Genomic DNA, 26,567 nt, shown 5'->3' on the forward strand with positions numbered 1-26,567 from the left:
TGAAAAAGGAAGATGCTGAAGATGGAAAATGAAGTCGTAAATCTATTTAAGACTTATCAGGAAACCAGCGAATACAATCTGCTCGTATCCTTTAAGGGCAGGCTGTCCCAGGAAGTTCTAACTGAATTAGGATCTATGATCCGGACTTCTTTGAGCACGGAATCCAAAATAAAGAAAATTTTCGCGGTATTTATTGAACTAGCGCAAAATATGCTGCACTACTCCGCCGAGCGAAAAATCAACGAAGAGCAGAAAGATGCAGGCGTAGGGATCCTCATAGTTAGGGAAAATTCGGTTGGCTACCATGTTGCTTCGGGAAATTTGGTACTAAACGAGAAGATCGAGTTTTTGACCGAAAGGATCCAAAAAATCAACTCCATGAGTAAGGACGAATTAAAGTCCTTCTACCAACAGCAACTTAGATCGGAGAGGCCGGAAGATAGCAAAGGAGCAGGTGTGGGATTAATCGATATCGCCAGGAAGTCAGACGGACCTCTGGTGTTTCGTTTCGACAAATTGGATAACAAACTATCCTTTTTTACAATCTCCGCATTCTTTACGAAGGAAAACTAATCATGGAATCCTTACATATACAACAGACTAAAACTTCACCGGAAATCATCTTAGAATCGGACAAGGGGCTCGCGGAAATTATCGGAGAATCTTATCCGGAAAACGCAATGGCGTTTTACAAACCGGTCTTTGATTGGTTGTCTGCAATCCAAACTGCAAACAAACAGATCCAGTTCCGTTTTCAAATGGATTATTTTAATACCAGTTCTTCCAAAGTGATCATGGATATTTTGGACAATCTCCAGAAATATCATGACAAAGGTGGAAAGGTAGAAGTCGAGTGGCTTTATAAAGAAGACGATGAAGACATGCAGGAAACCGGAGAAGAATTCTCTTCCGATTTGTCCCTGCCTTTCAAAATGAAATCTTATAAATAAGATTTCTTTCGTGCGGAACAAGTGGAAAAGAACGAAACTTCGAATTCAAAAGAGCAGAATACTTTTTTCGAGCAGGAGTTTAAACTTCTCTCGGATGCTCAGTCTTTTTTAGAAGATTCGAATACAAAAGAGGATCCTAAACTAAAATTAAAAACCCTAGTTGGATCCTACGAGTCCCTTCTCAAACAATCTTCAAAAATTATGAAGATCGGGGACTCCACCCAGCATAGACTTCTCAAAACCCAAGAAGCATTAACCGATTCTAATATAATGTTAGAGGCCGCTTATATGGACCTCAAACTTGTAACAGAGATCGGAAAGATCATCACTTCTTCCCTCGAACCTAAAGTTATCATTCAATCAGTCTATGAGAATACCAAGTCGATCGTTCCAATGGATGTTCTCGCATTCGGAACTTACGACGAAGAAAAAAAAGAGATCAAATATAAGTTTTGCGTAATAGACGGAAGATATGTACCGGCTCCATCCGTGGATTCTTTAGAAGAAGATAATCCTTCTTCCTATTGTGTAAAACAACAGAAAGAACTGATCACTCTGGATATCGAAAAAGATTTTCCGAATTATTTATCTGATATCAGAAAACATTTCGGAGAAAATTCCCAATCCGCATTATACTTCCCACTTAAGGTAGAAGAACGTCTGATCGGGATCCTTACGGTTCATAGTTATTCTAAAAATGCATTCCAGCCCAACCAGTTGAATATTCTCAGGACCTTGGCAAACTATGTGGCGATCGGTGTGGATAACGCGGATGCCTATAGAACACTTTCCAAAAGAAACAAAGAATTAAAAGACTCTTTGGAAAAGATCGAAGTCCTGAACAAGAGTATAGAAGAAGAAAGACAAAAGTCCGAAAATCTTCTCTTAAACATCCTTCCCAGAAGTATCGCAGATCGTTTAAAAGGGGGAGAAGGTGTTATCGCTGATTATTTCCCTTCTTCTACCGTACTCTTTGCGGATATAGTCGGGTTTTCTAAACTCACTACTAAGATCCAAACTCCTACTAGACTAGTGGAGATCTTAAACCGTATTTTTACGGAATTTGATGTGATCGCCGACAAATATAAATTAGAAAAAATTAAAACAATAGGCGATTGTTATATGTTAGCAGGCGGTATTCCAGTTCCAACGGAAGACCATGCCCATAAAGCGGCCCAGGCAGCACTCGATATGTTAAATCGTTTGAACGAATTAAAACCTGAATTAGAATTCGAGTTTAATGTTCGTATCGGACTTCATACCGGAGAGGTTGTTGCGGGGGTAATCGGAAAGAATAAATTCGTGTATGATCTCTGGGGTGATTCAGTGAATACTGCTTCTCGGATGGAATCTCATGGAGCTACAGGAAGGATCCATGTTTCCGAATCCGTTTATCTTTCTTTAAAAGATAAATATAATTTCGAAGATAGGAATGTGATCGAGGTAAAAGGAAAAGGCCCGATGCACACTTACTTCCTGCAAGGCGTTAAGTAATCTTAATATAAAAAAAGGATCTCCGAAGAGATCCTTTTTTTTGATCTTCAGCCTAAAGCTTCGATTACTTCTTTAGGAGCTTGCACGAGCTCCACAAGAACTCCCTCTCCACAAAGTGGAAATTCTTCATTTCCTTTCGGATGAATAAAAGTAACGTCATGACCACCTGCACCTTTGCGGATCCCACCAGGAGTAAAACGAACTCCTTGTGCGCTCAACCATTCTACTGCTTTGTGAATATCATCCACCCAAAGCCCGATATGATTTAGTTTAGGATCATTCACCTTGGGACTTTTGTTTGGATCCACAGGTTCCATGATATCCACTTCTACAGCGTAGGGTCCTTTGCCCATCTGTAGGATATCCTCATCTACGTTCTCTTTTTCACTTCTAAAAGAACCGATGTTTTGCAATCCGAGAGTATCCACCCAAAATTTTTTGAGTTTATCCTTACTATCTCCGCCGACTGCGATCTGCTGCACTCCCAGAATTTTAAACGGTCTCATAATGCCCTATCTTTCGTTTTTTTCCAAATTCTTGCCCTCTTAGAAAAGAGCAAGGATTTGTCCGACCAGATTAACGAGATTCCTGGGAGAAGGTCGTCTCTAAAGGAAGATGATCACTGGATTCGGAAGCCTCACCTTCTTTTAACACTAAGTATTCTTTCTTAATTAAGCCCTTAGAATAGAATATATAATCTATAGTTCTATCCGGTTTTGCGATCTGAGGATCGTTAGGCACATGAGTGAAAAATTTTTCCCGGTTAGGGCCGTTCAATTCTTCCAAACTTGCAGTCGAATTCCATTTTTTGAATAAGGGAGAAATTTCCTCGTCGTCGCTATAATAATAAGCTCCGTTAGGATGTAATTGTTTTTTGGAAAATCCGGGAGGAAGAAGATTAAAATCCCCTGCCAAGACCCATTCCGATTTTTCAGAATCCAATTTTTCCAATAAACTCTCTATAAATGCAACCTGTCTTTGCATTGTATCCGTTCCCATAGAGAATGCATCCAAATGTGTATTCAAAAGTACCAAAGGTTTTTTATCTTTTACATCTATAGAGGCTTCTAAGATCGCACGTTTTAATTGCAATTGTTTAGTGATAGGATCTGCAGGAGGAGTAGGAAGTTGATGGCGAGAAGCAGAAAGAATTTTATATTTACTGAATATAGTCAGTTTCATTCCGACTGAACCCATGATCTTTGGATGAGGAACAAATCCTGCCTTCCAATAGAACGCCTCCGTTTGACATGGGTATTTATCCGAAAGTAGAGGCAGAATCCGTTCTGACTGATTTTCAGAGTAAGTTTTTTTAGCTCCATCGTCCACTTCTTGGAATAGAACAAAATCAGGATCTCTTTCTAAGATCACATTCGCAACTTTTTTGAGAGTAGATTCTATTTCTTCTCTGGATGGCCCGGTATCCGGTCCGGTTTCATCCGGAACATCATACCAAAATACACGATTTCTACCTGCGAAATATTGTATGTTCCAAGAGAGTACCTTAACCGGTTCTGAAAACTTTAGACTCGGAGCACCTTCTTCACATTTTACTTGTACTGATTCCAAATCGGATGGATGGAATGTGGAAAAATAAACCAGCAGAAGTAATAAAGCGAAAACACTTAATAACACCAGAAGGATTCTTTTGAATAATTTCAAGGCAGCCTCTTTCTATTTATATCATTCTTGGGCATCCTTTCTAACGAAATTCCCCGCATTCGTCCACAATTTTAGAGTTTTGGGATTCAAGAATCAGAACGGAAAGACTTTCCCTTTTTCAGGGGATAAGAAACATTGGAATCGGTCCCATGCAGAATAAATTTCTAATCCTATTCTTTTCTCTTTTTATATGTTTTAGCCTATCTCCCTTGTTTGGGGAGGAATTAGAACTACAGATTGTCCTCAAAAATGGAAGCACAGGCGGACCAGGGTCCGCAGAAGGGATCCGCCTCTTCGCCTTAGAAAGACAGATGATGCCTTTACCTCTTCCTGACCAGGGTCCAGTTAGAGGAAGTTTCAAACTTCCTAAGATCAATGCTCCTGATGGACTCCCCATCCTACTACAAGTGACCTATAACGGAGTAAATTATAATAAGATGATCCCTCCGGTGCCTATGATGAGGTCCCGACCACAGGAGGTCACAGTTTACGATAAGACCCTGGATCGTTCCGTAGTTAAAACAAAATCCCTTCTACAAGTAGTGAGAGAAAAAGAAGCATTAGTAATTTCTAAAGTATCTATTCTTACCAATAATACGATTCCACCTAAAAGTTTTCAAAACCCGAATGATCCGTTAGAAGTTTATGTGCCAGAAGGAGCTTTAGAGGTAAGCGCTCAGTTGACCCAGAGCACGAATAAAATGGCGATCCCAATCCAATTGACTAAAGGAAAAAACGGTTGGGTGATTGATAGAGCGATCCTTCCCGGAACTTCTCAGTTATTTGTGAGTTATGTGATCCCTTCCAATAATCTATCCCCTACTCAATTTAAGGATAGGCTCTTATTCGAGAACCAAGAAGGAGAGAAGGTGATCTTCTCTAAACCTAAGGACATGCAAGTTTCTTTTATCGGGCAGAAGGGAACACGCCCTGTTTCCGTGGATGCTCCTCCCGATGTGAATTCGAATATCGTAAGTTATGCAGGTCCTCAGTATGAGATCACTCTTTCCGTGATCGGCGGAGAACCGATCAACGAAACTGCAAACCAGGAAAGAGAGATCAATAATGGAAGTATATTCGTTTCTGCTGAGAAAACGATTTATGGTGTGATTGGAATTCTTTCTTTCTTATTTTTCCTTTCTTTTACGATCACTTATAGGTTAAGAAAAGAATAAAAAAGCGGACTTAGTTACTTCTTCTTTGCCACTGCTTTCTTTTTAGGAGAAGGTTTCGATTTTGCGACCTTCTTGACGCTCGGCTTTTTGGCGGAAGACTTTGTTCTTTCCGGAACCAGAGAATCCATAAATTCTTTGATATCCTTGAGGACCTTATCTCTTTCTCCCACAGGTTCGTTCATAAGTTCATGATAAAAACCTTTGTAAGTCTTCATTCTTTTATTCTTATAAACTAAATGATTATAGAATTCCAAACTTCCGGCAGGATCGGCGATCCCATCCGCTAAACCGTGTAGAATGAGGATAGGAGTTCTTAGGATTCCTGCCTTTCTATTCGCGATCCCACCCTGTTGGAACAATTCGTAACCCATAGAGAATGAAATTTTACCATGAACCATAGGATCATCAATATAAGCTTGGACCACTTCCGGGTCTCTACTCACCAAACTTGTATCCAAATTTGCATCCAGAGTGGTAGAAGGCGCGATCTTACGTAAGAAACCTGCCACAGAGATCTGGAATCTTTGGAATGGAGTAGTAGGGATTTTTAATGCGGAAGAACAAGCAACGACTCCATAGATATAATCCTGATTGATACCTTCTAAGGCGTAGCGGATGACTACCACTCCTCCCATGGAATGTCCTAAAAGTAGGATCTTATCTTTCTGTTCTTTTTTGCGGACCTCTTGCACGAAGTCAGCGAGATCGTCTACAAATGCTTCAAAACCGGAAGCATGACCTCTTTTACCTTCGGATTTGCCATGGCCTCTTAGGTCCAAACCGTAAAAGTTTACATCACTATCCTTAAAATATTGGATGAGGTTGGAATACCTACCGCTATGTTCTCCGAATCCATGACAAAAAACGATTACACGATTGGCTCCGGACTTGGTCCATGCTTGACCGTATAATTTGGTATTGTCTCTGGAAGATTGGAAGAAAAATTCTTTATGTTGGTAGGCCATGCTGTTTGGCTCCAGTTAAGTTAGGGCGGCATCCCTCGTAGTCGGACCGAAGCTATAGACAAGTAAACGTCGGGTCAAGTATTTATTCCAAAACAGAAGAAAGAGGATGTTCTAGGACTAAAATGGGACCGTTCTTTCTCACAAACCTCTGACAGTAAAATCACATTTTCGTTGCCGATTCCTTTTCCCTTCACCAATCTGTCGCTTTACGTGCTTCTTATAGAAGAGAGGCATCAAACAGAAACATAGTGGAGAGAATTGGATGTCTCAACCGACCTCGGAAAAAAGCCTGCTTCGATATTTCGGATTAGGCGAACTTGCCGCCCATGGAGGAAACGCGATCCTCGCCTTTTGGATGATCATGGGAATGGCCTTCTTTCTATTCGCGGACCAAAACCTGATCGCACCGAACCTCAGAAATATAGCAGGCTCTTTCGGGATCACTGACCAAAAAGAGATCGATTGGAAATTGGGAGGACTGATCCCGATTTGTTTCTTCGTATTAGGAGGATTGGTTTCGGTTTATATGGGTTATCTTACCCAAAGATTTCCAAGAAAACCTTTAGTCATCGGAACGGTATTATTGGGAGAGATCCCTTGTCTTCTTTCCGGATTCGCAAGAAATTACGAAGAATTTTTAATCCTCAGAACTCTTACAGGTTTCGGTTTAGGAGGAAGTTTCCCTCTTCTATTCTCTCTAGTAGGAGATTATTTTTCTGACAAGTCCCGTTCTACCGCTGCCGGTTATCTTTCTCTTTCTATGGGACTCGGAGTTGGACTCGGACAATTGGTAGGAGGAACCTTAGGAACTGAAGATCCAATCAATGGATGGAGACTAAGTTTTATTTATATGGCTGCCCCTTCTTTCCTATTTATGCTGATTTATGGATTATTCTGTAAAGAACCGGTTAGAGGCGGAAAGGAAAAGGAGCTGGCAAATGTTTCCACAGACATTAATTCAGAATCCGTTCGTTTAACATGGAAAGATATTCGTACGATTTTTGCCACCAAGAGTAATATCGGTATTTTCCTTCAAGGGATCCCAGGTTGCGTGCCTTGGGGAGTATTCTTCGTATTCTTGAACGATTATTACGAATTCCAATACGGAATGCCGAAAGATTCAGCCTCAGCCATGGTAATCTTTGCCGCGGTTGGGATCTTTATCGGAACCTTTTTCGGTGGGATTGTAGGCCAAAAAATATACGATACGAACAAGACATTATTACCAATCTTTTGTGGGAGCATGATCTTGATCGGAATTCTTCCTACCGTTTACTTATTACATGCAGGTAGCGTAGCAGGAAGTCCTGCATTCATTTTTATTAATATACTTACGGGTATTATTATTTCAGTAACAGGACCAAACGTAAGAGCATTGATCATGAATGTCAATCCTCCAAAAAGTAGATCTTCCATGTTTGCACTCTATAATCTGACTGACAATCTCGGAAACGGGCTTGGACCTGCAATGGCGGCATTGATCCTTACAGTTTTGCCGGATAGAACACAAGCATTTACGATCGCCATCCTATTCTGGATACCGTGTGGACTTGCATGGCTTTATATCCTGAAAAATTTCAAACATGACGAACAAAAGATGCACGAAGAACTGGCAGCAGAAGCTAACAGGATCAAAAGGACAGCATAATTGGAAGAACAAAACACCGAGTTATATTTATTTGATATAGAAGGTACAACCACGCCGATAGAATTCGTGCATAAGGTTTTATTCCCCTACTCGGTCCAAAACTTTAAACCGTTCTTCTCTGAAACCTCGGCGGAAACAAATTTCGCCGAGGAACTGATCCTTGCTTCCAAAAACGAAAACGAATATACGGAAGAAGTTTCCAATTCTCCGGAATCACTTACCCAATTCTGCAAATACCTAGTATCCAAAGATCGTAAATTAGGGATTTTGAAAGAGATCCAAGGAAGGATCTGGAAAAAAGGATATGAATCCGGTGAACTTAAAAGTACAATTTTCTCAGACGTTCCTCTCTTTTTGGAAAGGATCAAAAGATCAGGAAAACGTGCTGCCGTATATTCTTCGGGAAGTGTAGAAGCTCAGGTTCTGATCTATAAATATTGTGAAGCAGGAGATCTTACGGTATATTTCGAAAATTATTTCGATACTGCTGTAGGCGGAAAAAAAGAAGCCGCAAGTTATACTAAGATAGCCGAAAAACTTTCTTTGTCTCCAAGCTCTATCGTATTCTTTACTGACATAAAAGAAGAAGCGGATGCAGCTTTCCAAGCGGGAGTCAGACCTATCATAGTTTCTCGTCCGGGAAACCATCCCCAGGCGAAACATAAGTACCAGGTCATAGAGAACTTTAATAAGATATTGGTCTAACGAACCGCGACAGCGATGCGCAGACCTTTCTTTAGTCCTGGCTTTGCCAGGATGAGCGTGAATGCGCGAAGTCGTAGCAGCGCGGTCCGAGCAAAGCGAGGGGTCGCCCAAACCTTAAAATTTCTATTGCTATACTCCAATCCGGCCGAAAATAAAGTATGGCCCTAACCCGACCTGTAATCATACTATTACTCTGCGCCTTTTCCTCTTCCATCTTCTCCAAAGAATTCGTATATGCGTTCCGAGATGTGGGAATGCCTAAAAATACAGGAAAAGATGGAATGCCCAGAAAAGAAAAAATGGTCTTAGTCGGGGAGACCATTATGTTCGATAAGGTCAAACCGATCGAATATGAGGGAAAATACAAACGTTTCGAATTAGGATACGATACGAGACCGGATATAGTTACGGTCAAAGTACATCATGATCCAGGTATTCGTCCGGGACAGATACTCTACCTGATCGAAAAAGACTTCGATCATGAAACATTCAAAGACGGAAGTATCGTAGGGCAAATAGAAGTTAAATCCATCTTCCAAACTGCTTTCACGGGAAAACAATTAAGGGGTGTCGGATATTTAGGAATGGCAAAGGAGAAGGTACTGACTGTTGCCTATCCGGTATCTTCCGAATTAAGCGGACCTGCATTAGTAGAACGTAAAACCGGTGATTATCATTTTACAAGAGATGAGATCCCGGAAGCGATCCAATCTTTTCGAAAGGCAATTCGTTTAGATCCGATGTCTCCAGTGCCACATTACAGATTAGGAATGTTGTATTTGAACGAAGCTGGAGTGGATTCAAAAGAACCCGTGTGTTCAGGCATCCTGCCAATGAGTGCCGGAGCTGAGTTCTCATCCGCTTGGAAAAAAAGATCCAGATTCGATTCAGACCAGGACATGATCCGATTTTCCAGGGAATATGTTTCCTTCTTAAATTGTAAAGCGGACCAGGCTCCTAGTTTTTCCAAGAACAGTTTTGTTCCGGAAGAATTAGAAAGAGCACAAGAAGTTGCCAGAGAAGGATTCAGACTTTCTAAAACGGATTACGAACTTTTGATCAGAAGTGCAGAGACTTATTATAAATTATATGTTTCTTATTCATCGAGCAAAAGACCAAAAGGAAGTGTCTCTCCTGAAGAAGAACCCAAACTCAGAAATCGTCAGGAAAAGTCTTGGGAAATCGCCCAAAAACTTTTAAAAGAAGCGGGCCTGGATAATATCACGGATTATAGACTTCATAGACTCACTTCACTTCTATTCGGTAAGAGATATATGGAACTTTCAGGTGGAGCAAAGTCCAGCACGATCAGTGAAGAAGCAAACTTCTTGAGAACGAAAACGATCGAATCTATTCAGGCATATAAATTACATAGACCCAAGAATGTTCCGGGAGATAAGGATCTTCTAATATTAGAGAAAGATCTAGGGCTTTAGAATCGCGATGTTGGAATTCCAACATGGCGATTTACATATCAATCCTCTATCTTCAACTTTCCATTCTGTATACTTTCCTCGATCGCTCTAAAAGTATCTCCGTATTTTCCTACGATATTCCAGACAACAAAACCGTCGCTATCGCTATCCACACTTGCTTCGATCTGAGCCTTGATATAATCTTTCAAAGATTTTCCGGAAGGACCAAGACTCATTCCAAAACCTTGGATCCAACCGACCACTTTCGTTGTTGATAAAGATCTTTTTCTAGTATTTTTCAAACCATCATAAACAGTTTGGTAAGGATTTGCGATACGACCAGGTTGGCCGTAAAAATGAGAAGGATATAACATAGGATAGATCACATCCACAAGCTGAGCGAAATTTTCCACCTTCTGCCCGATCTGATCGTCACGATTAAATGGAATTCTACCAAAAATATCCGCACCTAAGTAAGGAAGTTTTTCACATTGATTCGCTTCCCCACGAATCCTTGTCACAATCTCGTTGATATTATTATATTTTTCCTTCAAAGAAAGATCTATATCAGTAACATCCGCATAACGTATATAATCCAATTGAACTTCCGGAAATCCGGAAAGACATGCCTTTCTAACATAACCCAAAATAGAATTTAATCTTTCAGGACTAGGATACTTAGTCTTAAGGCCGCCGTCGAAATTTACCAATCTTCCCACGGGATAAAAACCCATTCCTTTAATACGAGAGATCTCTTCCGGAGAAGGAGTTTTAGGTTGGAGATCGATCACTAAAACATTCACTCCGTAATCGGAAGCATCCTTTAATAAGGACTCCCATTCATTCTTACGGGACTTATCCGAAACTAAAGAATTATTCACATAAAGACCACGATAGAATTTAGGACGATCTCCATAAGTCCCCTTGCTCGTAGACCTTGTAAAAAACTTTTTAAGTTTCTCTTTTGGAGCTTCCTTTTCGCTTTCCTCCTGAGTGTTTCTGGAAGAAAGTCGTATCTCCTTCTTCTCCTTTTCTTTGGAAACAGATTGGGGTTTGGTTTTCATTTCCGGAGACGATTCTAAAACAGGAATTTCCTTTTTATTAGAATTCTCGGGATAAGGAATAGTGAACTCTGCACAGACCGGAAAAGCGGTAAGAACTAAGATAGGAAAAAGTGAAAACGGTTTGCGCACAAATTTACTCCGGGTCTATATTATAATATCGAACCGGAGACCTCGGTACTTGTCCTCTTTGTAGGACTTCCAACAAAAAACGGGAGAAGAAAATGAAACTCGGCTACGCCTATGACGATACATTTTTGCTGCATGATACCGGGACATTCCACCCTGAATCCCCTCAAAGATTGGAATCCATACTCAATCGACTACATAAGACCTCCTATTTTAAGGACATGCATTGGATTAAACCGAATAAATTACCGTTAGAACTGATCGAGTCTGTACATGATCATCGACATAGAGAAAGGTTTTCAGTCATCCAAGGGAAAAGAGGAAGTTTCGACGGAGACACACCATATTCAGAATCCAGTTTCGATGCTGCACTCTTAGCGGCCGGGAGCGGAGTGGATCTCGTAAATAAGATCCGATCCAATGAAATAGAATCAGGGATCGCGCTCGTAAGACCGCCAGGACATCACGCAGAAACAGGAAGGTCCATGGGTTTTTGTTTGCTAAATAATATAGCCATCACCGCTGGTTATCTTCTTACACAAGGAGTGGAAAAAGTTTATATACTGGATTGGGATGTGCATCATGGGAACGGAACCCAGGAAATATTTTACGACTCAGACAAAGTATTCTTCACTTCACTACATCAATATCCATATTATCCCGGAACAGGTTCAATCCATGAAAGAGGAGAAGGAAGAGGAGAAAACTTTACATTAAACATCCCGTTGCCAATGGGCTCAGGAGATAAAGAATACCTGCATTATTTCCAAGAAACGGTGGTGCCTTCCATGTTGGAATTCCAACCAGAGTATGTATTAATCTCAGCAGGATTTGACGGACATAGAAGAGATCCATTAGCGGGTATGAACCTAAGCACAAATGCATTCGCAGAATTCACACGTTTAATATTATCCGCAACAAATCAGATCGGTGCCAAAACAATTTCCTTCTTAGAAGGAGGTTACGACCTGGATGCTTTGGCCGAAAGTGTAGAAGCCCATGTAGCTGTCCTCGCAGGCTAACAGCCCGATTTCTTTTTTATTTCCGCCCTAAAATTCCGAGAAAAAATGCCTCTTCCCACCCTCTCGGGCCGATATGAAAACCATGCAGGAACTTTCCTCAAACACCGACCTGGCCCTGCGATTCAGAAACTATGTGATCTTATTGGACCGATTGATGAGAGAGGTCGAAGAGGAACTCCAACAAAACCAATCCGTCCGCAACGAATGGTCCGAATGGCATTCCAACTGGAAAAACGCCTGGCTCTCCCCTACGGGCAATTCCCCTTCATCCAATCTAAAAGAAAGATTCTCAGTCAAAAGAAGACTCGGATAATTTTTAGGGCGGCCCTTCGCTTCGCTCAGACCGAGCTACTACGGGCTTCGCTATCGCTTCGGTCCCTTCGCAGCGACCCATAGGGAGCGAGAAGACGACCGTCTTTGACGAGTCGGTGGCTGAAGGCCAATCTTAAGTCGCTGCGATCGGACTTCCCCTTCGTATCTCTGCCGCAGTCTTGTAATGATGATTTTTTCTATGTAGGAACTCCGACTTGGTAGGGATCTCGGGCCCCGCCCGATTTGGGTGGGGGCCGGAGCGTAGCGGTGGAGAAAAACGGACATTTTCATAAAACGCCGATTTCCACAATCTAATTTATTACTGCCAGCTTGTAGGAGCTCCTACAAAATCATGGCCTTAAATCGCTTGCAAGAGTGATAAAACCCTAATAGAAGGCCTGAAAAATGGGTTGAAATTATGTCTCTTAAGCTGTTCTATCGACTGAGAGGATTAGAATGGGGAGACATACGCAAACAAAACTTCTAGTTTTCATTCTACTCTTAGGAATTCTCACCCAATCCGGATGGTCCGAACCTCTACCCAATTTCGGACTAAAAGAAAAAGAAGCCAGAACATTCTTCAAGCGAGGTCTCGCTTATTATAATAAGGGAGAATTCGCGGCTGCCAGAGAGAATTTTGTCCGTTCCCTTTCCATCAAACCGGATTTCGTTCATCCAAAGTTCTTTCTCTCGGAAGCATATTATCTTAGCGGAGATTGGCAGGAAAGTCTTTCCGAATTGGAACAATTAGAATCTTCTAATAAACTAGATTTGATCAGCAAAAATCGTTTAGATGCGCTTAGATACAGACTAGGCGGCGGAAATAGAAAAGATAATTTAGAATATTATAAATCAATTTTCGGAGATGATCTAAGAAGATTTCGCTTCAGGAATCCTTCTGACTTAGCGGTAGATGAAGAAGGATATCTTTACGTAGTAAGTTTCGACACAGCTAATATTGTAAAATTCGATGCAAACGGTTTTCCGGTCGAAAATTTCAAAGGTTCATTCGGTAGAAATTTAGAAGGGCCGGTCGGGATCAGCATCCGAGGTAAATCTATCTTCGTAGCGGATTATGCTGGAGATAAAATTTATGAATTTGATACCAGAGGCACTTATGTAAATCGTTTTGGGTCTACTGGAAAAGACCCCGGAAGTTTTCACGGACCGGCAGGACTTTATTTTACCAAGGAAGGATTTTTATATGTTTCCGATATGGGGAATAATCGGATCCAAAAACTTTCCAGAACAGGGGAACCTCTCCAAGAGATAGGTGTTGGGATCTTAAAACAACCTGCGGGTATCAAAGTTAATAATCGTGGAGAAATTTTCGTAGCAGATCGAGGAAACAAAAGACTCGTCGTGTTCGATCACGAAGGAAACTTTTTAAAAGAGATCAACAATCCTTCTTTCAAAAGACCCAGAAACCTTTCTATTAAAGACAATAAGGTAGTAGTCGCGGATGAAACCGCAGGACTTTTTATATACGATTCCGTTTCTAAAACTTGGTCGGGTTTTGATAATTTTAAGGATTCCAAAAATACGGTCCGAAATTTCGACCAAGCATTTTCCGTTACTTTTGATTATACCGGCTCCATGTTTGTTGCAGATTTTAACAGACATAGGATTGAGTCCTTTTCTCCCAAAGGACAACTTTCTTCCAACTTGGATCTGATTGTGGAAAGAACTATTAGTTCCGATTATCCTGATGTCTCTTTAGTTCTTCATGCGAAAGATAGACATGGGGTTCCAGTAAAAGCAATTCCTAGGGATTCTTTCCGCATCTATGAGATGGACAATCTTTCTCCTTTAATCGGTTTAACCGATATGAAAAAATATAATAACAGAGTTAGTGTTTCTATCGTTGCGGAAAATTCTCAAATCGTATCTGATTCTTATGCTACAATAGAGAAAGCGATCCGTCCTTTTTTATCAGAGATCAGAGTAGACGATAAAATCCAACTTCTACGCTCCGGAAGAGACACTCAAACCGCCTACCCTTTCGGAAAAAGTATGTATGATATCCTGAAAGCGTTACGCTCCTTTGTCCCGGAAGAAGAATCTCAAATCGGGAAATCATTGCAAAGAGGGATCACGGATCTATTGGATAGTTTAGGTCCAAGAGCAATTGTAGCAATCGTTTCCGGAAAAGATTCTAAAGCGGCATTCACACAATTTTCACCTACAAAGATCATTCGTTTCGCGGTGGCTCATGATATCCCTATCTACTTTCTATGTTTAGGAGAAAATGGAGAATCAGTTTCCGTGTATAAAGAAATCGCGGAAAAAACGGGAGGAAAGTTCTTAACAATTCCTTCCGGCGGAACCGAGAAAAATCTAAGAAGCTGGATAGATTCCAAAAAAGACAGAAGGTATCTTCTTTCCTTCAAAAGTAGGATCAATCCAGAAGGAATGGATGTCTATGTCCCTGTGGTTGTAGAAGCTATTTTCAGGAATTCTAATGGAAAAGCGGAGACCGGATTTTTTACGCCATGATATTCGGATCCAAAATCTTAAATAAACATCTAGGCTTAAAACTCCTTTTACGGAATTTTGCGGTTCTTCTCGTTTTATCTTTTTCCTTCTCCCTTTCTTCCAAACAAACCATAGATTGGATCAAAGAAGGAGAAGCAGCATTAGCTTCCAGAAATTATCCTGCAGCGTATGATTCGTTTAGAGAAGCGGTAAACTTAAATCCTCTTTCTGTTCGTTCCAGACTGGGGCTTGCAGACTCAGCATTAAAACTTCATAAAGAAAAAGAAGCATTACAGTCTTTAGATAAAGTCCTCGAATTAGAGCCCAAAAACAAAAAAGCAGTCCGCGAAAAAGCGATCACACTTGCAAAATTAGGACGTTATGAAGAAGCATTTTTGATCCTAAAGCCTTTCTTGGAAGAAGATAGATATGATTCCGATCTATTTCCTATCTATATAGAAGTACAACTTGCCTCCGGAAAGACCCAAAAAGCAAGTTTCGAATTTCATTCCGCTTATTCGAGGATCCCTAAAAATAAAGAAGTCAAAACCTTAGAGGCAAAAGTAGAAGCATTCGATGGTAACTTTACTAAAGCTTCATCTCTTAGAAATCAACTAGAAGCGGAAGCTTCCGATGATCCCGGGATCTTTTTAGAATCGGGGAAATTTTTATTGATCTGGGCGGAAAAATCCCAAGGTAGTAAACGAGATTCTAAAATTGCGGAAGCTGCCGAAAAATTCGAAAGATCCGTTTCTTTACATCCTAATGAAGAAGAAGCTCTTAAACTTTTAGCGAAAACTAGGATCTATTTTGGAAGATACCAAGAATCGGAAGAATATTTAAATCGTTTATTAGGCCTCTTTCCGAATTCCACGGAATATTTATACTTACGCTCGTACGCAAGATTGAAAAAGGATCCTGCCTCTAAAGAAGCCAGAACCGATTTAGAAAAATTAATCTCCTTAGATGACCTAGATCCGATCGCCAGAAATCGTTCGGAATTATATGCGTTGGAAAACCTACCAGAGGGAAATTCACTTAGAAGAACCTTAGGAGAGTACAGGCTCCAAAGATATAGGGCGAATAAAAATGCATTCTTATATGATTTAGCTTGGTATCATTTAATCAGAGCAAAAGAACTTCTTCCGAATCGCCCTGAAATCTTAGTTTTAACATTAGAAGAATATAAAAGAAGAGGACTTTTTCCGAGCTACTTTAACTTACTTCTGCTTTTAAGAGATAAATTTCCGGATAATAAAAAATACGGATATTCCGTAGAGAACAACTTGGAAGGTTTTAAAACTTCCTTAAGTTATAGAGAAGGTCTTGTTAAGATCGGGGAATTCGGCATCCAAGAAGATTATGGAAGAACTCCTCCTGAAGTCCTCGTATTCGATCCGGATGGAGAAGATTTTTTAGCAAAACATACGGACCTTCCCGCTTTAGCAGGAAAAGTTCTTCGCCATTTCCTAAACTCAGATCCAAGAATCCGTAATATCGATTTAGACAATATTAGAAAGTCTGAAAGTTTAGAATCGGAGCCTTATTCTGGGGCCATCCACAAGACGGAAAGAAACTATTCCTCTATTAAAAACTCCAGAGGCGAGAATATTCGTTTCGTCGTGAGTGGAAAAATTTCCTTCCAGGATGGTAACTTGCGTATAGAATGGAGCCTCAGAGATCATAAAGAAGAGAAAATTTTAGGCAAATTTAGGATCTATGCAAAAGGTAGAGATGCTTTAGCAGAAGCCACCTTAAGAGCTAGAGACAAAATTCTCGCCTTAATTCCTGCAAGTGGTAAAGTGCATAGAGTAAAAGAAGATTCACTGATCGTAAATGCAGGAATCATAGACGGGCTCAAAAAAGGAACAACTGTATACTTCTTCAATTCAGCTACTCTACTCGGAGAAGGGACCGTGACCGAAGCAGATCTTTATACTGCAAAAGTGGTTCCGAAAAACCAAGATGCTGTATTAAGAAACATCGCAGTAGGAAATAAGGCCTACTGGAAAAAGACAGAAAACTCTGCTACCAATTAGGAACATTCTGATTCTATAATATTTCAGGAATTCTCATGATATTCATTTGTCGTTCCGAATTCGATTGTAAGGCCTCTGAATTATTCGAATTTCATGCGGGCCTGGACGGATTTTCTTCCCTAGTAGGCTCTTCTAAAAAAGCACAAGTCATTTCCCCTCCTCCTTCTTTGGAGCCTGGCTCAAAAGCGGTTGTTAAAGTAAAAATTTTTCCCGGGATTTCTTTTCGCTGGGTAGCCTTACATACTGAATTAGATCCGGGGAAACGTTTTGTAGATACACAAGAATCCGGCCCCTTTTCGAAATTCAAACACGAACATATTTTTATCCAGACCGATAAAAACACTTCGGTCTTGGAAGATCGGATCACTTGTATTCCTCCTTGGTATGCGAATCATTTTTTGTTTGAACTCCTACTCGAGAAAACCATGAAGAACGAATTTTACACTAGGCATAAGATTACTGCGAAACAGATCGGTTGTAGCTACAGGACTGATTTTTGCGGAAAAATGAAAGATTTCCCTACCTCAGCGTAGCCAGATAAGCCGCCATTTTCCTTGCCTTTACGAAGATAAGAGATGGCCAAAAAATTGATTGCTTATTAATAACGATTTATCATTATTGAGAAAATGGGAGTTTTGGCAAAAAGGCGAAAAAACGGACTTAGATCCTTCTTTGCGTTGTTCGCGTTTTGTGGCGGACTTTTACTTACCAGCGCCCACTCACATTTGGATATATCCGAAAAAGGGATATTCTCAAAACACTCCTCCAAAATTTCCTCGGAATCCTGTTTTGTTTGTCTTCATTCTCAAATCACTTCCGGCGCGGAATTCGTCCAAACTCCGAGATCAAAACAGCCCCTTCTTGAATATAATGAATTTATAATTTTTGATTTTATTCCTATTCAAATTTCCCGATCGGGGATCTTGAGAGGACGAGCCCCTCCTTATTTTTCCTAATTTATCTGCATCTACTGTTTTCAATAGCTTTCGCAGTCGCGATCGACTTTGAATTTTATTTTGTATATGAAGAACCCGACCTTAATAGGTCTGGAGTTTAGGAAGAATGAAAAGTATTTTATATAAATTTAATTTATTATCTGTTTTTATTGGCTTATTTTTGCCTTTTTCAGAAGTTTTTTCCCTGGATGTGAATGTCAAAGGAACTATTAAAGATTCGGAAGGGCGCCCAATTATAGGCGCCAAATTATTCCTTACGGAAAACAAGTTTGTAGCAAGATCCGACAAAGACGGTAGTTTCGAATTCCAACATGTTTCTCCGGGAAGTTACACGTTAGTTGCTTCTTCCCCGAATTATGAATTAAAAGTGGAAAGATTCGAAGTGAAGGATCTGGATAAAGTTTTGGATATCGTTTTAAAACCTTCTCTATTAGAAGGTGTGGCGATCAACGTCACGGCCAAAACCTTGGCATCCGACTTTTTATCCACTCCACAACCCACAACGGTTTTAGAAGGCAGGCAATTACAAAGATTAAGAGGGCAGAACGTGATGTCTGCCTTGGAAAATACTCCGGGAACTGCGACCTTAACTACCGGTGCAGGAACTTCTAAACCGGTAATTCGAGGTCTGACAGGCCAAAGAGTTTTGGTGATGACTGACGGAGTAAGGCAAGAAGAGCAACAGTTTGGAGATGATCATACTGTCGATTTAGATGCATTTAATATAGATAAGATGGAAATTGTTAGAGGCCCTGGATCTGTTCTTTACGGTTCCGATGCTTTGGGAGGTGTGATTAATGTAATCCGTTCCAAGGCACCTACTGCAAAGGATGGTGCTCCTTTATTAGGTGGAACGATTTCCACAAATAGTTTTTCGAATAATAAACAAGACGCAGGTGCCCTCTCTCTCTTCGGTTATCATAAAGATACAAATTTCGGATATAGAGTGCAGACGGATACTCGAAAGGCCGGAAGAATCACTACTCCAAAGGGAACTCTTCCCAATACCGGTTTTCATGAAAGAAACGTAAATGCATCTTTGGGAACGGATGGTTCTTGGGGAAACTTCTATGTGGATTCTTTTCAAAGATACCAAGAACAAGATTTATATGATAATCCGAACGAATCTCCAGGCGCGAGCGCTTACCAGACAGTTCTTCACCAAAAAACTCATGTGCATGCTTTCTTCATTCTTCCTTTTGTGAATGTGGAATTAGATGCGGCTTACCAAAGAAACAATCGTAGAGAGATCGAAGATAAAAATAGATATATGCCGATCAAGGATACACTATTAGATCCTTCCATCGATTCTTTCACTAAAGCCGCTTCTGCTTATCAAGTGAATAAATATGATTATAAGCAGGGTTTAAACCTTTCCTTGGATACCACGACTGCAGATGCAAAAATCCATCATAAAGAATGGAAAGGGCTCAAAGGTACGGTTGGTATTTCGGGTATGCAACAAAGAAGTAATACTATCGGAACCGAACCTTTGATCCCTGGTTATGGGTTAAACAATATCGGATTTTTCCTTTTTGAAGAATGGAAACTAGGAGACTTTAGTTTTTCTGCAGGTGCTAGAACTGATAAAAGAAGTATGGACATCAGAGCGAATGCGGATCTTGGGAATTTAGAACAGACCAGAAATTATTCCGCAAGCACGGGATCTCTCGGAACCGTCTGGAGATTTGCAAAAGATTTTTCTTTAGCTCTAAATGCCGGTCGAGGTTTTAGAGCCCCGACTCCTTTCGAATTATTCGCCAATGGGGTTCATGAAGGGAGCGGTCGATTCGAGATCGGTAAAGATAGTTTAAGACCGGAAACTTCTTTGAACTATGATGCTTCTGTCCGTTTTGCTAACGATAAATTTCAAGCAGAGCTAAGTGTTTTTAGGAATAAAATAGATAATTACATTTATTCAGTAAGTGCAGGTGCTATCGATTCCGATTCCGGCCTTCCTGTTTACAGATACAGACAAGATGCTGCAAAATTAGAAGGTGGAGAATTCAGCTTCCAAGCCCAAGCAACTTCTTGGTTAGTCCTCACTGGTGGTATTGACATTCTTAGAGCTACTATCCAAAAAAATATTCCGCCGGAAATCGCTCTAAATCCGGGAGGTACCGATCCTAATTCAGTATATTCCGATATTAGAAATAAATATCTTCCAAGGATGACCCCGAATCGTGCTCGCTTGGGCCTTAGATTCACCACGAATAAACTTTTAGGAATTTCCAAACCCTATATTTCAGTGAACGGCACTTTCGTTCAGTCCCAGTATAAGGTGGATAAATTAGAAACTCCAACCCAAGGTTATAATTTATATGATATCGGTTTCGGCGGAGAAATTCCCGGTTTAACGAACGGAACCGAGTCCGCGACCTTTGACATCGCGGTCCTGAATATCTTCAATAAGGAATACGTGAATCATCTAAGCCGCTATAAGGAATACGCCTTGAACCCTGGGACAAATGTCACTTTCAAAACGACTATCCCATTTACTTTGATTTCTGAATGAGGAATTTTATGGAATTTAGATATTTTCCACTTTATATATTTATAATATTTTTACTTTCTTTTTGTATTTCCGATCCGCAAACGAAAAAGGAGAAGGAGGACTATCAAAATCAATCCTTGATTTCCGCCGCATTAAACGGAAACGAAAGGTCTGATTGTATTTATTGTTCGGATACTCGAGCTTTCGAAGGAAATTGTTCCTGTTATAAACAGATCCCGGTTTTTTCTTGCGCAGGCATTCCTTCAGGTAAAGGCAAATCAAACTCCTATAAGATTTCTTGCGATGAGTTGATAGAATCAGGGATTTGGAGCCAAACTTCTTCCGAATCTTATTCTTGTAGTTATCTAACCTGCCCTCCCGAAGCATATCGGGCGGCATTTACGGAAGAGGGTAAATAACTTAGTAAATCGGAAGTCCTGTATTATAATCGATTGTAGTTTTTTTATAAGACGTAGCGAGAAGGTCAGAAGAGATTAAATAATCAGCGGATCTTCTATTATTCGCAATTGGAATATTATAAAGTACTGCAATCCTTAAAAGAGCTTTCACGTCCGGGTCATGAGGTTGAGCAGTTAATGGATCCCAGAAGAAGATTACCACATCTATCTCTCCATCTACGATCTTCGCGCCGATCTGTTGGTCCCCGCCGAGTGGTCCGGACAAAAATCTATGAACAGGCAGATCCGTTTTTTCATGGACGATCTTTCCGGTTGTCCCTGTCGCATAGAGATGATGTCTGGAAAGTATGTCCTTATGTAGTTGCACCCATTCCACTAAATCTTCTTTTTTATTATCATGTGCGATAAGCACGATACGTTTCGTTTTCGGGACTTCGGGGCTTTGCATATTCTGCTCCTAAATCAAATTCATCGGAAGGCTTTCCGAATGAAACCATTTTTATGGTTTATCTCTCGAAGTGATTTCCCGATCCTAGTGCTAATGAAACTCGTTAAGCTTTCATGCTTAAGATCTTTATTCTTAATCCTTCTGATCGCCTCTTCTTCCTATCTATTTTCCCAAGAAGACCCTCATGATCGCCCCAAAAAACTGGAGATTCTGATCCCTGAATCCGCAAAAGAGGGTCCTTGGAGCGACGACCCGAATGAATTTAAAGATATAGATTTCTTAGGAGATTTTTCAGAAGGAAATTCCAAACAGGCTCTAGAAAAAACGGAAGAATATCTCTCCGCCGCATTGGACGGTTTCAGAAAAGTTTCAGATAATATCAAATCCAAAAGAGAAAAAGAAGAAGGTAAACTTTTAGATTCGGAAAGATTCCCCTGGCAAAGAAAAAGCAGGCTGGAAAACGCAGAAAGAGCCTGGAATAGAGAGTTAACCAGGGCAAGATTGGATTCGGTCAAAAATCTTTCTCTCGCAATGAAAAATCTGGACAAAATCGCAAATCCAAACATTAGAAAATCTGAATCTTTTTTGGAACTACAAGCGGGAGTTTACAGAGAATTTATTAAGCACCAGTATGCTCTAAAAAATTTCAACCAGTCCGCGGAGTTCTTGGAAAAGTATATCTCCCTGGACCCTAAGTTTAACGACGAAGCTGAACCTCATCGTATTTTATCCCATTGTTATGAGAGACTTTATCTATCAGCGAAGAAGTCCGGCCATCCAGAAGGTATGGACTATTATAAGGATAGAAGAAAGAAACACGGGATATTATACGCAGAAAAAGCCTACGGTAGGAACTCCTACGAATTCAAAAAAGTTTTGGAATTGTTTGCGAGAGAATAGATCAATAAACTCTGTGTTTGGACAAGTAGAAGATCCGAGCTTGTTGGAATTCCAACAAGGATTAGTGGTAGAAAATTCTGTTGTAAATTTTGAGGAAATGTGATAGCGGGAAAGGAGCTCTCCCACGGGCCACTCCCCCCTCCCTATGCAGGGCGGGGGCGAACTCCTAACTCGTGTAGGAGTTCCAACATATAGTTCTAATTATTCTCAGGAAGTCCTAGTTCTTTTCTAAGACGTTTATTTTCCTCAACTAGATCTTTGATCTCTTGCTCGGTGTATTCGAACAGTTTAGTATGAGCTTCGAGGATATTTTTCATTTCGATCTCTTCGATACTGGAATATTCCAAGGCCCTTTCAGTTGCTTTTTTCAACTCAAGCGCATGTTTTAATTCCATCGTTTTGAGATTATCTATGATCTCGGAAACTTTCAATCTTTCGTGAAGTGTAAGAAGCTCTTGGTTCTTGAGTTCATTCACTCTTTCGATCGCTTTATTAATATCTTCGTTATTCTTTTTAATCTTTGCTTCGAACTCGAGGATGGCATGAAGAGCTGCATTCGCCTTGTGAGTATCTTTATATTCTTTATTAGCGAGTTCGAAAACTCCTTCAAAGAACCCCACGTTTGCCAGGCAGCTGTTCCCAATCTCATTCGCTACCATTTTGAAAAACTCGGTTTGGATCACTCTATCCAAAATGATCCTTAAAGACCTAGGCTGAACCGGATATTCTAAAACTTCGGTTTTACCCTTAGGAGAAAGTTTATTATAAATTTCTTCCGCCTCAGGAGAAGAGATAATGGTAAGCGCAACGAAAGGATGTAGTTCAAAACGTTTTAGAAAATCGTCTTTAATGTCTGTCCATTCTTTCAGGTTCGTATTCACATAGAATACGTTGATATCCTGAGCATCCAATTCTATCGATCTATAGTCCTTTAATTGGACTTTGCGAAGTTCGATATTAATTCTCGGATGTTTCCATATATGTACGGGGAATTCAGCTCCGGAAGTTATGTGCCAAATATTCGCGGTTTTCAAAGCCGACTCTCCCCCTTACTCGACGTCATAGATAAGACGTCGAAAGCCGATCCCGTCCTTCTAAAAAACGGAAATCAGTATCGATTTTCTCGATTTCTCCATAAGGATAATTTTTTGAGTCCCTCTGTCAATTTTGTTTTTAGGGAAGAAAGGGGTCCTTGTATCCGGGCAAAAACGCGGGCAACGGGGGAAAAGAACTTAGCAAGGATTTGAAAGAAATTTACTACAGCTAGCGGAAAACGCATATCGGTTCGTTTTAACATAACAACTGAACCAATGATCGCGATCGCAATATTTCCACTCCAAGGTCCGAGCCAAACCGGAAACTTGGAATTTTCAGAAACATTCGATCCAAATGTGAAAAGTGCCCAATACACGATGATCAGTACCACCGCCATTGTAAAACTCATCCCTTTTCCGGAACGTTTTACTACGAGACCCAATGGTAAGGAAACTAAGGAAAAAATAATACAGGAAATAGGGATTACGTATCTTCTCTGGATCTCTACATCGAATTGAGAGACTCTTTTTTTAGCCTCTTTTAATAAAGTAGTCAGCTGAAGAACGATAGTGACACTTTGAGACTTTTGGGCATCCGAAATTGTAGGATCCTCCATGATCTTCGGCAATTCAAATTGTAGGCGCAGAACTCTATCTTTTAAATTTTCAGATCCATCCGAAGGAATTCCCATCTCTTGTAATATTTCAAGTCCTGGAATCTTTTCCAATCTTCCCGCTTTTATATTATCCCGGATATCGATCAGTGTCCAGAGAGTGAAAGAGCCTGGATCTACATTGATAACTAGGCTTTTTTTCTCTTCGGTTTTTGGAATATTATAATCCATCTCACCTTTTCGAAGATCACCGACCGAAAATTGTTGTTTGGCTCTATCCCATTCTAAGATCCAAGCATCTTTCAATCGAATTGATTTTTCGAATTCACCGTCAGGCCCCTTCTTCTCCACTAACGTTCCCTTTTTAGCGGATATAATTTGTGTAATATAAGATTCTCCTAATTGAATAGGACGACTCGCGGCCCCCATAGAAAGAAGAAATGGATCTTGGTTTTGCGGAATAAATACTGTCCACTCCCGGATTTGAACTCCGGAAAGTTCTCCGGTCTTTGCATTTACTCCTTCCGTGTACATCGCGATCGCTTTTTCGGAGCCGGCATTCTGAACTTGATCCCCCGCAAACTGACCAGGAGTTAATGCAAGAAGGGGATTATAAGCCAAAACCCATTTATTGAACTCGGTCATTTTTCGAGTATTAATGGGAGAAAGATAAAAACACAAGAACGCAACTACAGCAGCCAAGAATACGCCGAAGCCTACGAACACTACATAAATCCGGGAAAATCCAATTCCAGCAGAACGTATCGCAGTGATCTCAGAATCACCGGAAAGCCTTCCCGCTGCCATAACACCACTCATCAAACAAGCAAGAGGCGCAGTTGTAGGAAGAATATTCCCCAATAGATAACCGAAATAATCCAAAAGTCGAAAAGGATCTACACCCTTCCCCACAAAAAGACCGATCATACTTTTAAGTGCGATGGCCATATAGATACTTGTGAAAAATAGAAGTGCAACTAAGAACGAAGGAATAATTTCAGAAAGAATGTATCGATCCAAGATAGGAAGCCATCTCCAGAACTTCTCTCTATCCGTATGGACAAAAAAACCGGGAGGAAGGTCTGCAACGCTATGCACCCTTACTGAACGTAGATCTTTTCCTTCCGCTACCTTTCCGGCGGCTTCTGTTCCAAAACCTGTAGTATCACTCCGATGGACTGCCTCGGACTTTTTTTTCTTAGGAGAGGAATCGCCTCCCGAAGCACGGGAGATCTTCTTCACTCTATCACCTCTCCTTTGAGAGTAGCACTAGTAGCAAAATTGATCTTAACGGAAACAGTCTTCCCGATCAGAGAATCTACGCTAATATTCTCCGGTAATTTAAAAACTGTCATTCTTCCACAAGGAGTACGACCACAGGCTTCCTTAGAAGATTTTTTGGAAGCGCCTTCTACCAAAATAGGAAACGTTTTACCGATCCTTGCTTTGTTCTGCTCTGCGGAAATAGAAGTTTGAAGATCCACCAACTTGGTTAGACGTTCTCCCTTTACTTCTTCCGGCACGTCGTCAGGATATCTTTTCTGAGCGATAGTACCTTCTCTCTCGGAATACTTGAACATGAATGCCATATCGAAGCCAACTTTGCGAACCATGTCCAAAGTATCCTCGAACTGCTCTTCCGTTTCCCCAGGAAAACCTACTATAATATCTGTCGTAAGTCCAACATCTGGAACGATTGTTTTGATCTGTTCCACTACTTCCAAAAATTCCTCTTTGGAATAAGTCCTTTTCATATTCTCTAACACATCCGTATTTCCGGACTGTAATGGAAGATGAATATTAGGACAAAATCTAGGATTTTCAGCCATAAGCTCCAAAAGATGCATCGGAAAATCTTTAGGGTGGGGAGAAGTAAAACGAATTCTCTCTATATCAGTTTCTTCTAATAGAAGTCGAACAAGCCCTGCAAAGTCTACACCTTCCGACTTGTAAGAGTTCACATTCTGTCCGAGCAAAGTAAGTTGTTTTACACCTTGTGCAACAAGATCACGAGTTTCTCTTACGATAGAATGAGGATCTCTACTTCTTTCCCTTCCTCTCGTATAAGGAACCACGCAGAATGTGCAAAAATTATTACAACCTCTCATGATCGTAACAAATGCTTGGATGCCATTTACGACTCTAGGTTCTATCTCATCATAAGTTTCGATCTTAGAAAGACGTGTTAAAGAAACAGGTTGTTTGTCTGAACGAATCGTTTGGATCAGTTCAGGAAGAGTCCTATAATTATCAGGACCAACCACCAAATCCAAAGGAAGTTCCTGATGAAAAAGATCATCGCCCAGGTTCTGGGCCATACATCCAAGAACTCCAATGACCAGGTCGGGATTTCTTTTTTTCAGATATCCAAGACCTTGGAGTCTTGCATAAATTTTTGCGTGAGCATTTTCACGGATTGCACATGTATTTAAGAAAATAACGTCAGAAAGTTCCGGGTCCGAAACTGTCTCAAACTGAGCGCCTTGCATCAAACTGGACACGATCCCCGAATCGTATTCGTTCATCTGGCAACCATAGGTCTCTATATAAACCTTACCGGCCTTTTTCTCTACTTCAAGCACGCTCATAGGTCCAGTTTTGGAGAAGGAAAGGCCCTGTCAACCCGCTCGAAACCTTAAAAAAAAGTTTC

Annotated in this window: 23 protein-coding genes; 15 read left to right on the forward strand and 8 right to left on the reverse strand. The window is 40.6% G+C overall.

What is annotated here, in order from left to right; genetic code table 11:
- Nucleotides 1-21 precede the first annotated feature (21 nt).
- The 3 genes from EHO58_RS09610 to EHO58_RS09620 are packed head-to-tail and all read left to right on the forward strand — an operon-like array spanning nucleotide 22 to nucleotide 2,444.
- Nucleotides 22-573, forward strand: a complete 552-nt coding sequence (locus tag EHO58_RS09610; RefSeq protein ID WP_135628821.1) for a SiaB family protein kinase — start codon at nucleotides 22-24, stop codon at nucleotides 571-573.
- A 2-nt stretch (nucleotides 574-575) separates the two neighbouring features.
- Entirely contained in the window at nucleotides 576-950 is a 375-nt protein-coding gene (locus EHO58_RS09615) for a DUF1987 domain-containing protein (protein ID WP_086446050.1), read from the forward strand.
- 21 nt (nucleotides 951-971) lie between these two features.
- Nucleotides 972-2,444 carry an adenylate/guanylate cyclase domain-containing protein gene (locus EHO58_RS09620; protein WP_135628823.1) on the forward strand — a complete coding sequence of 491 codons (1,473 nt, stop codon included), beginning with the start codon at nucleotides 972-974 and terminating at the stop codon, nucleotides 2,442-2,444.
- Nucleotides 2,445-2,491: 47 nt separating this feature from the next.
- Here the strand turns inward: EHO58_RS09620 and EHO58_RS09625 are convergent, their stop codons facing one another.
- Both EHO58_RS09625 and EHO58_RS09630 read right to left on the reverse strand, forming a co-directional pair.
- Nucleotides 2,492-2,950, reverse strand: coding sequence for a VOC family protein (locus EHO58_RS09625; protein ID WP_135679766.1), 459 nt, complete (start codon nucleotides 2,948-2,950; stop codon nucleotides 2,492-2,494).
- Between the two features lie 70 nt (nucleotides 2,951-3,020).
- Nucleotides 3,021-4,106, reverse strand: coding sequence for an endonuclease/exonuclease/phosphatase family protein (locus EHO58_RS09630; RefSeq protein ID WP_135679767.1), 1,086 nt, complete (start codon nucleotides 4,104-4,106; stop codon nucleotides 3,021-3,023).
- Nucleotides 4,107-4,255: 149 nt separating this feature from the next.
- Here EHO58_RS09630 and EHO58_RS09635 point away from each other — a divergent pair, with 149 nt between their 5' ends.
- The gene (locus tag EHO58_RS09635) at nucleotides 4,256-5,281 is read left to right on the forward strand and encodes a hypothetical protein (protein ID WP_244241122.1); all 1,026 of its coding nucleotides are present in this window, start codon (nucleotides 4,256-4,258) and stop codon (nucleotides 5,279-5,281) included.
- Nucleotides 5,282-5,295: 14 nt separating this feature from the next.
- Here the strand turns inward: EHO58_RS09635 and EHO58_RS09640 are convergent, their stop codons facing one another.
- Nucleotides 5,296-6,246: an alpha/beta hydrolase gene (locus EHO58_RS09640; RefSeq protein ID WP_135679768.1), complete on the reverse strand. Its 951-nt coding sequence runs from the start codon at nucleotides 6,244-6,246 to the stop codon at nucleotides 5,296-5,298.
- A gap of 262 nt (nucleotides 6,247-6,508) precedes the next feature.
- Between EHO58_RS09640 and EHO58_RS09645 the strand changes: the two genes are divergently transcribed.
- The 3 genes from EHO58_RS09645 (at nucleotide 6,509) to EHO58_RS09655 (ending at nucleotide 10,035) form a co-directional block, all read left to right on the forward strand.
- Complete coding sequence (locus EHO58_RS09645) at nucleotides 6,509-7,894, forward strand: MFS transporter (protein WP_135628828.1); 1,386 nt, start codon at nucleotides 6,509-6,511, stop codon at nucleotides 7,892-7,894.
- Entirely contained in the window at nucleotides 7,895-8,599 is a 705-nt protein-coding gene (gene mtnC / locus EHO58_RS09650; RefSeq protein WP_135679769.1) for an acireductone synthase, read from the forward strand.
- 158 nt (nucleotides 8,600-8,757) lie between these two features.
- Nucleotides 8,758-10,035, forward strand: a complete 1,278-nt coding sequence (locus EHO58_RS09655; RefSeq protein ID WP_135628832.1) for a tetratricopeptide repeat protein — start codon at nucleotides 8,758-8,760, stop codon at nucleotides 10,033-10,035.
- A gap of 38 nt (nucleotides 10,036-10,073) precedes the next feature.
- Here the strand turns inward: EHO58_RS09655 and EHO58_RS09660 are convergent, their stop codons facing one another.
- Nucleotides 10,074-11,207, reverse strand: a complete 1,134-nt coding sequence (locus EHO58_RS09660) for a putative glycoside hydrolase (protein WP_135628834.1) — start codon at nucleotides 11,205-11,207, stop codon at nucleotides 10,074-10,076.
- Between the two features lie 92 nt (nucleotides 11,208-11,299).
- Between EHO58_RS09660 and EHO58_RS09665 the strand changes: the two genes are divergently transcribed.
- The 7 genes from EHO58_RS09665 to EHO58_RS09700 all read left to right on the forward strand — a co-directional run bounded on the left by EHO58_RS09665 (nucleotide 11,300) and on the right by EHO58_RS09700 (nucleotide 20,921).
- Entirely contained in the window at nucleotides 11,300-12,226 is a 927-nt protein-coding gene (locus EHO58_RS09665; RefSeq protein WP_135679770.1) for a histone deacetylase family protein, read from the forward strand.
- 82 nt (nucleotides 12,227-12,308) lie between these two features.
- Entirely contained in the window at nucleotides 12,309-12,539 is a 231-nt protein-coding gene (locus EHO58_RS09670) for a hypothetical protein (RefSeq protein WP_207766685.1), read from the forward strand.
- A gap of 455 nt (nucleotides 12,540-12,994) precedes the next feature.
- Nucleotides 12,995-15,034, forward strand: coding sequence for a 6-bladed beta-propeller (locus EHO58_RS09675; RefSeq protein WP_135679771.1), 2,040 nt, complete (start codon nucleotides 12,995-12,997; stop codon nucleotides 15,032-15,034).
- Complete coding sequence (locus EHO58_RS09680; protein ID WP_135679772.1) at nucleotides 15,031-17,052, forward strand: tetratricopeptide repeat protein; 2,022 nt, start codon at nucleotides 15,031-15,033, stop codon at nucleotides 17,050-17,052. The genes EHO58_RS09675 and EHO58_RS09680 overlap by 4 nt, the downstream gene beginning before the upstream one ends.
- Before the next feature lie 35 nt (nucleotides 17,053-17,087).
- The gene (locus EHO58_RS09685) at nucleotides 17,088-17,585 is read left to right on the forward strand and encodes an SRPBCC family protein (protein WP_135679773.1); all 498 of its coding nucleotides are present in this window, start codon (nucleotides 17,088-17,090) and stop codon (nucleotides 17,583-17,585) included.
- A gap of 529 nt (nucleotides 17,586-18,114) precedes the next feature.
- Nucleotides 18,115-20,523 carry a TonB-dependent receptor gene (locus tag EHO58_RS09695; RefSeq protein WP_135679775.1) on the forward strand — a complete coding sequence of 803 codons (2,409 nt, stop codon included), beginning with the start codon at nucleotides 18,115-18,117 and terminating at the stop codon, nucleotides 20,521-20,523.
- 8 nt (nucleotides 20,524-20,531) lie between these two features.
- Complete coding sequence (locus EHO58_RS09700; protein WP_135679776.1) at nucleotides 20,532-20,921, forward strand: hypothetical protein; 390 nt, start codon at nucleotides 20,532-20,534, stop codon at nucleotides 20,919-20,921.
- Between the two features lies 1 nt (nucleotide 20,922).
- Here the strand turns inward: EHO58_RS09700 and EHO58_RS09705 are convergent, their stop codons facing one another.
- Nucleotides 20,923-21,369, reverse strand: a complete 447-nt coding sequence (locus EHO58_RS09705) for a methylglyoxal synthase (RefSeq protein ID WP_135679777.1) — start codon at nucleotides 21,367-21,369, stop codon at nucleotides 20,923-20,925.
- Between the two features lie 93 nt (nucleotides 21,370-21,462).
- Between EHO58_RS09705 and EHO58_RS09710 the strand changes: the two genes are divergently transcribed.
- Nucleotides 21,463-22,269 (forward strand): FcpA-related putative periplasmic flagellar protein, encoded by an 807-nt coding sequence (locus EHO58_RS09710; RefSeq protein ID WP_425269439.1) that lies wholly within the window; start codon nucleotides 21,463-21,465, stop codon nucleotides 22,267-22,269.
- A gap of 197 nt (nucleotides 22,270-22,466) precedes the next feature.
- Here the strand turns inward: EHO58_RS09710 and EHO58_RS09715 are convergent, their stop codons facing one another.
- The 3 genes from EHO58_RS09715 to miaB form a co-directional block, all read right to left on the reverse strand.
- Nucleotides 22,467-23,303 carry a hypothetical protein gene (locus EHO58_RS09715; protein ID WP_100723149.1) on the reverse strand — a complete coding sequence of 279 codons (837 nt, stop codon included), beginning with the start codon at nucleotides 23,301-23,303 and terminating at the stop codon, nucleotides 22,467-22,469.
- 74 nt (nucleotides 23,304-23,377) lie between these two features.
- Entirely contained in the window at nucleotides 23,378-25,159 is a 1,782-nt protein-coding gene (locus tag EHO58_RS09720; RefSeq protein WP_135679778.1) for an LptF/LptG family permease, read from the reverse strand.
- A complete protein-coding gene (miaB, locus tag EHO58_RS09725) occupies nucleotides 25,156-26,505 on the reverse strand; it encodes a tRNA (N6-isopentenyl adenosine(37)-C2)-methylthiotransferase MiaB (protein WP_135679779.1) in 1,350 nt (449 codons plus the stop codon). The genes EHO58_RS09720 and miaB overlap by 4 nt, the downstream gene beginning before the upstream one ends.
- Nucleotides 26,506-26,567: the final 62 nt, after the last annotated feature.

Origin of the sequence: Leptospira selangorensis, assembly GCF_004769405.1 — a bacterium.
GTDB classification, from domain to species: Bacteria; Spirochaetota; Leptospiria; order Leptospirales; family Leptospiraceae; genus Leptospira_B; species Leptospira_B selangorensis.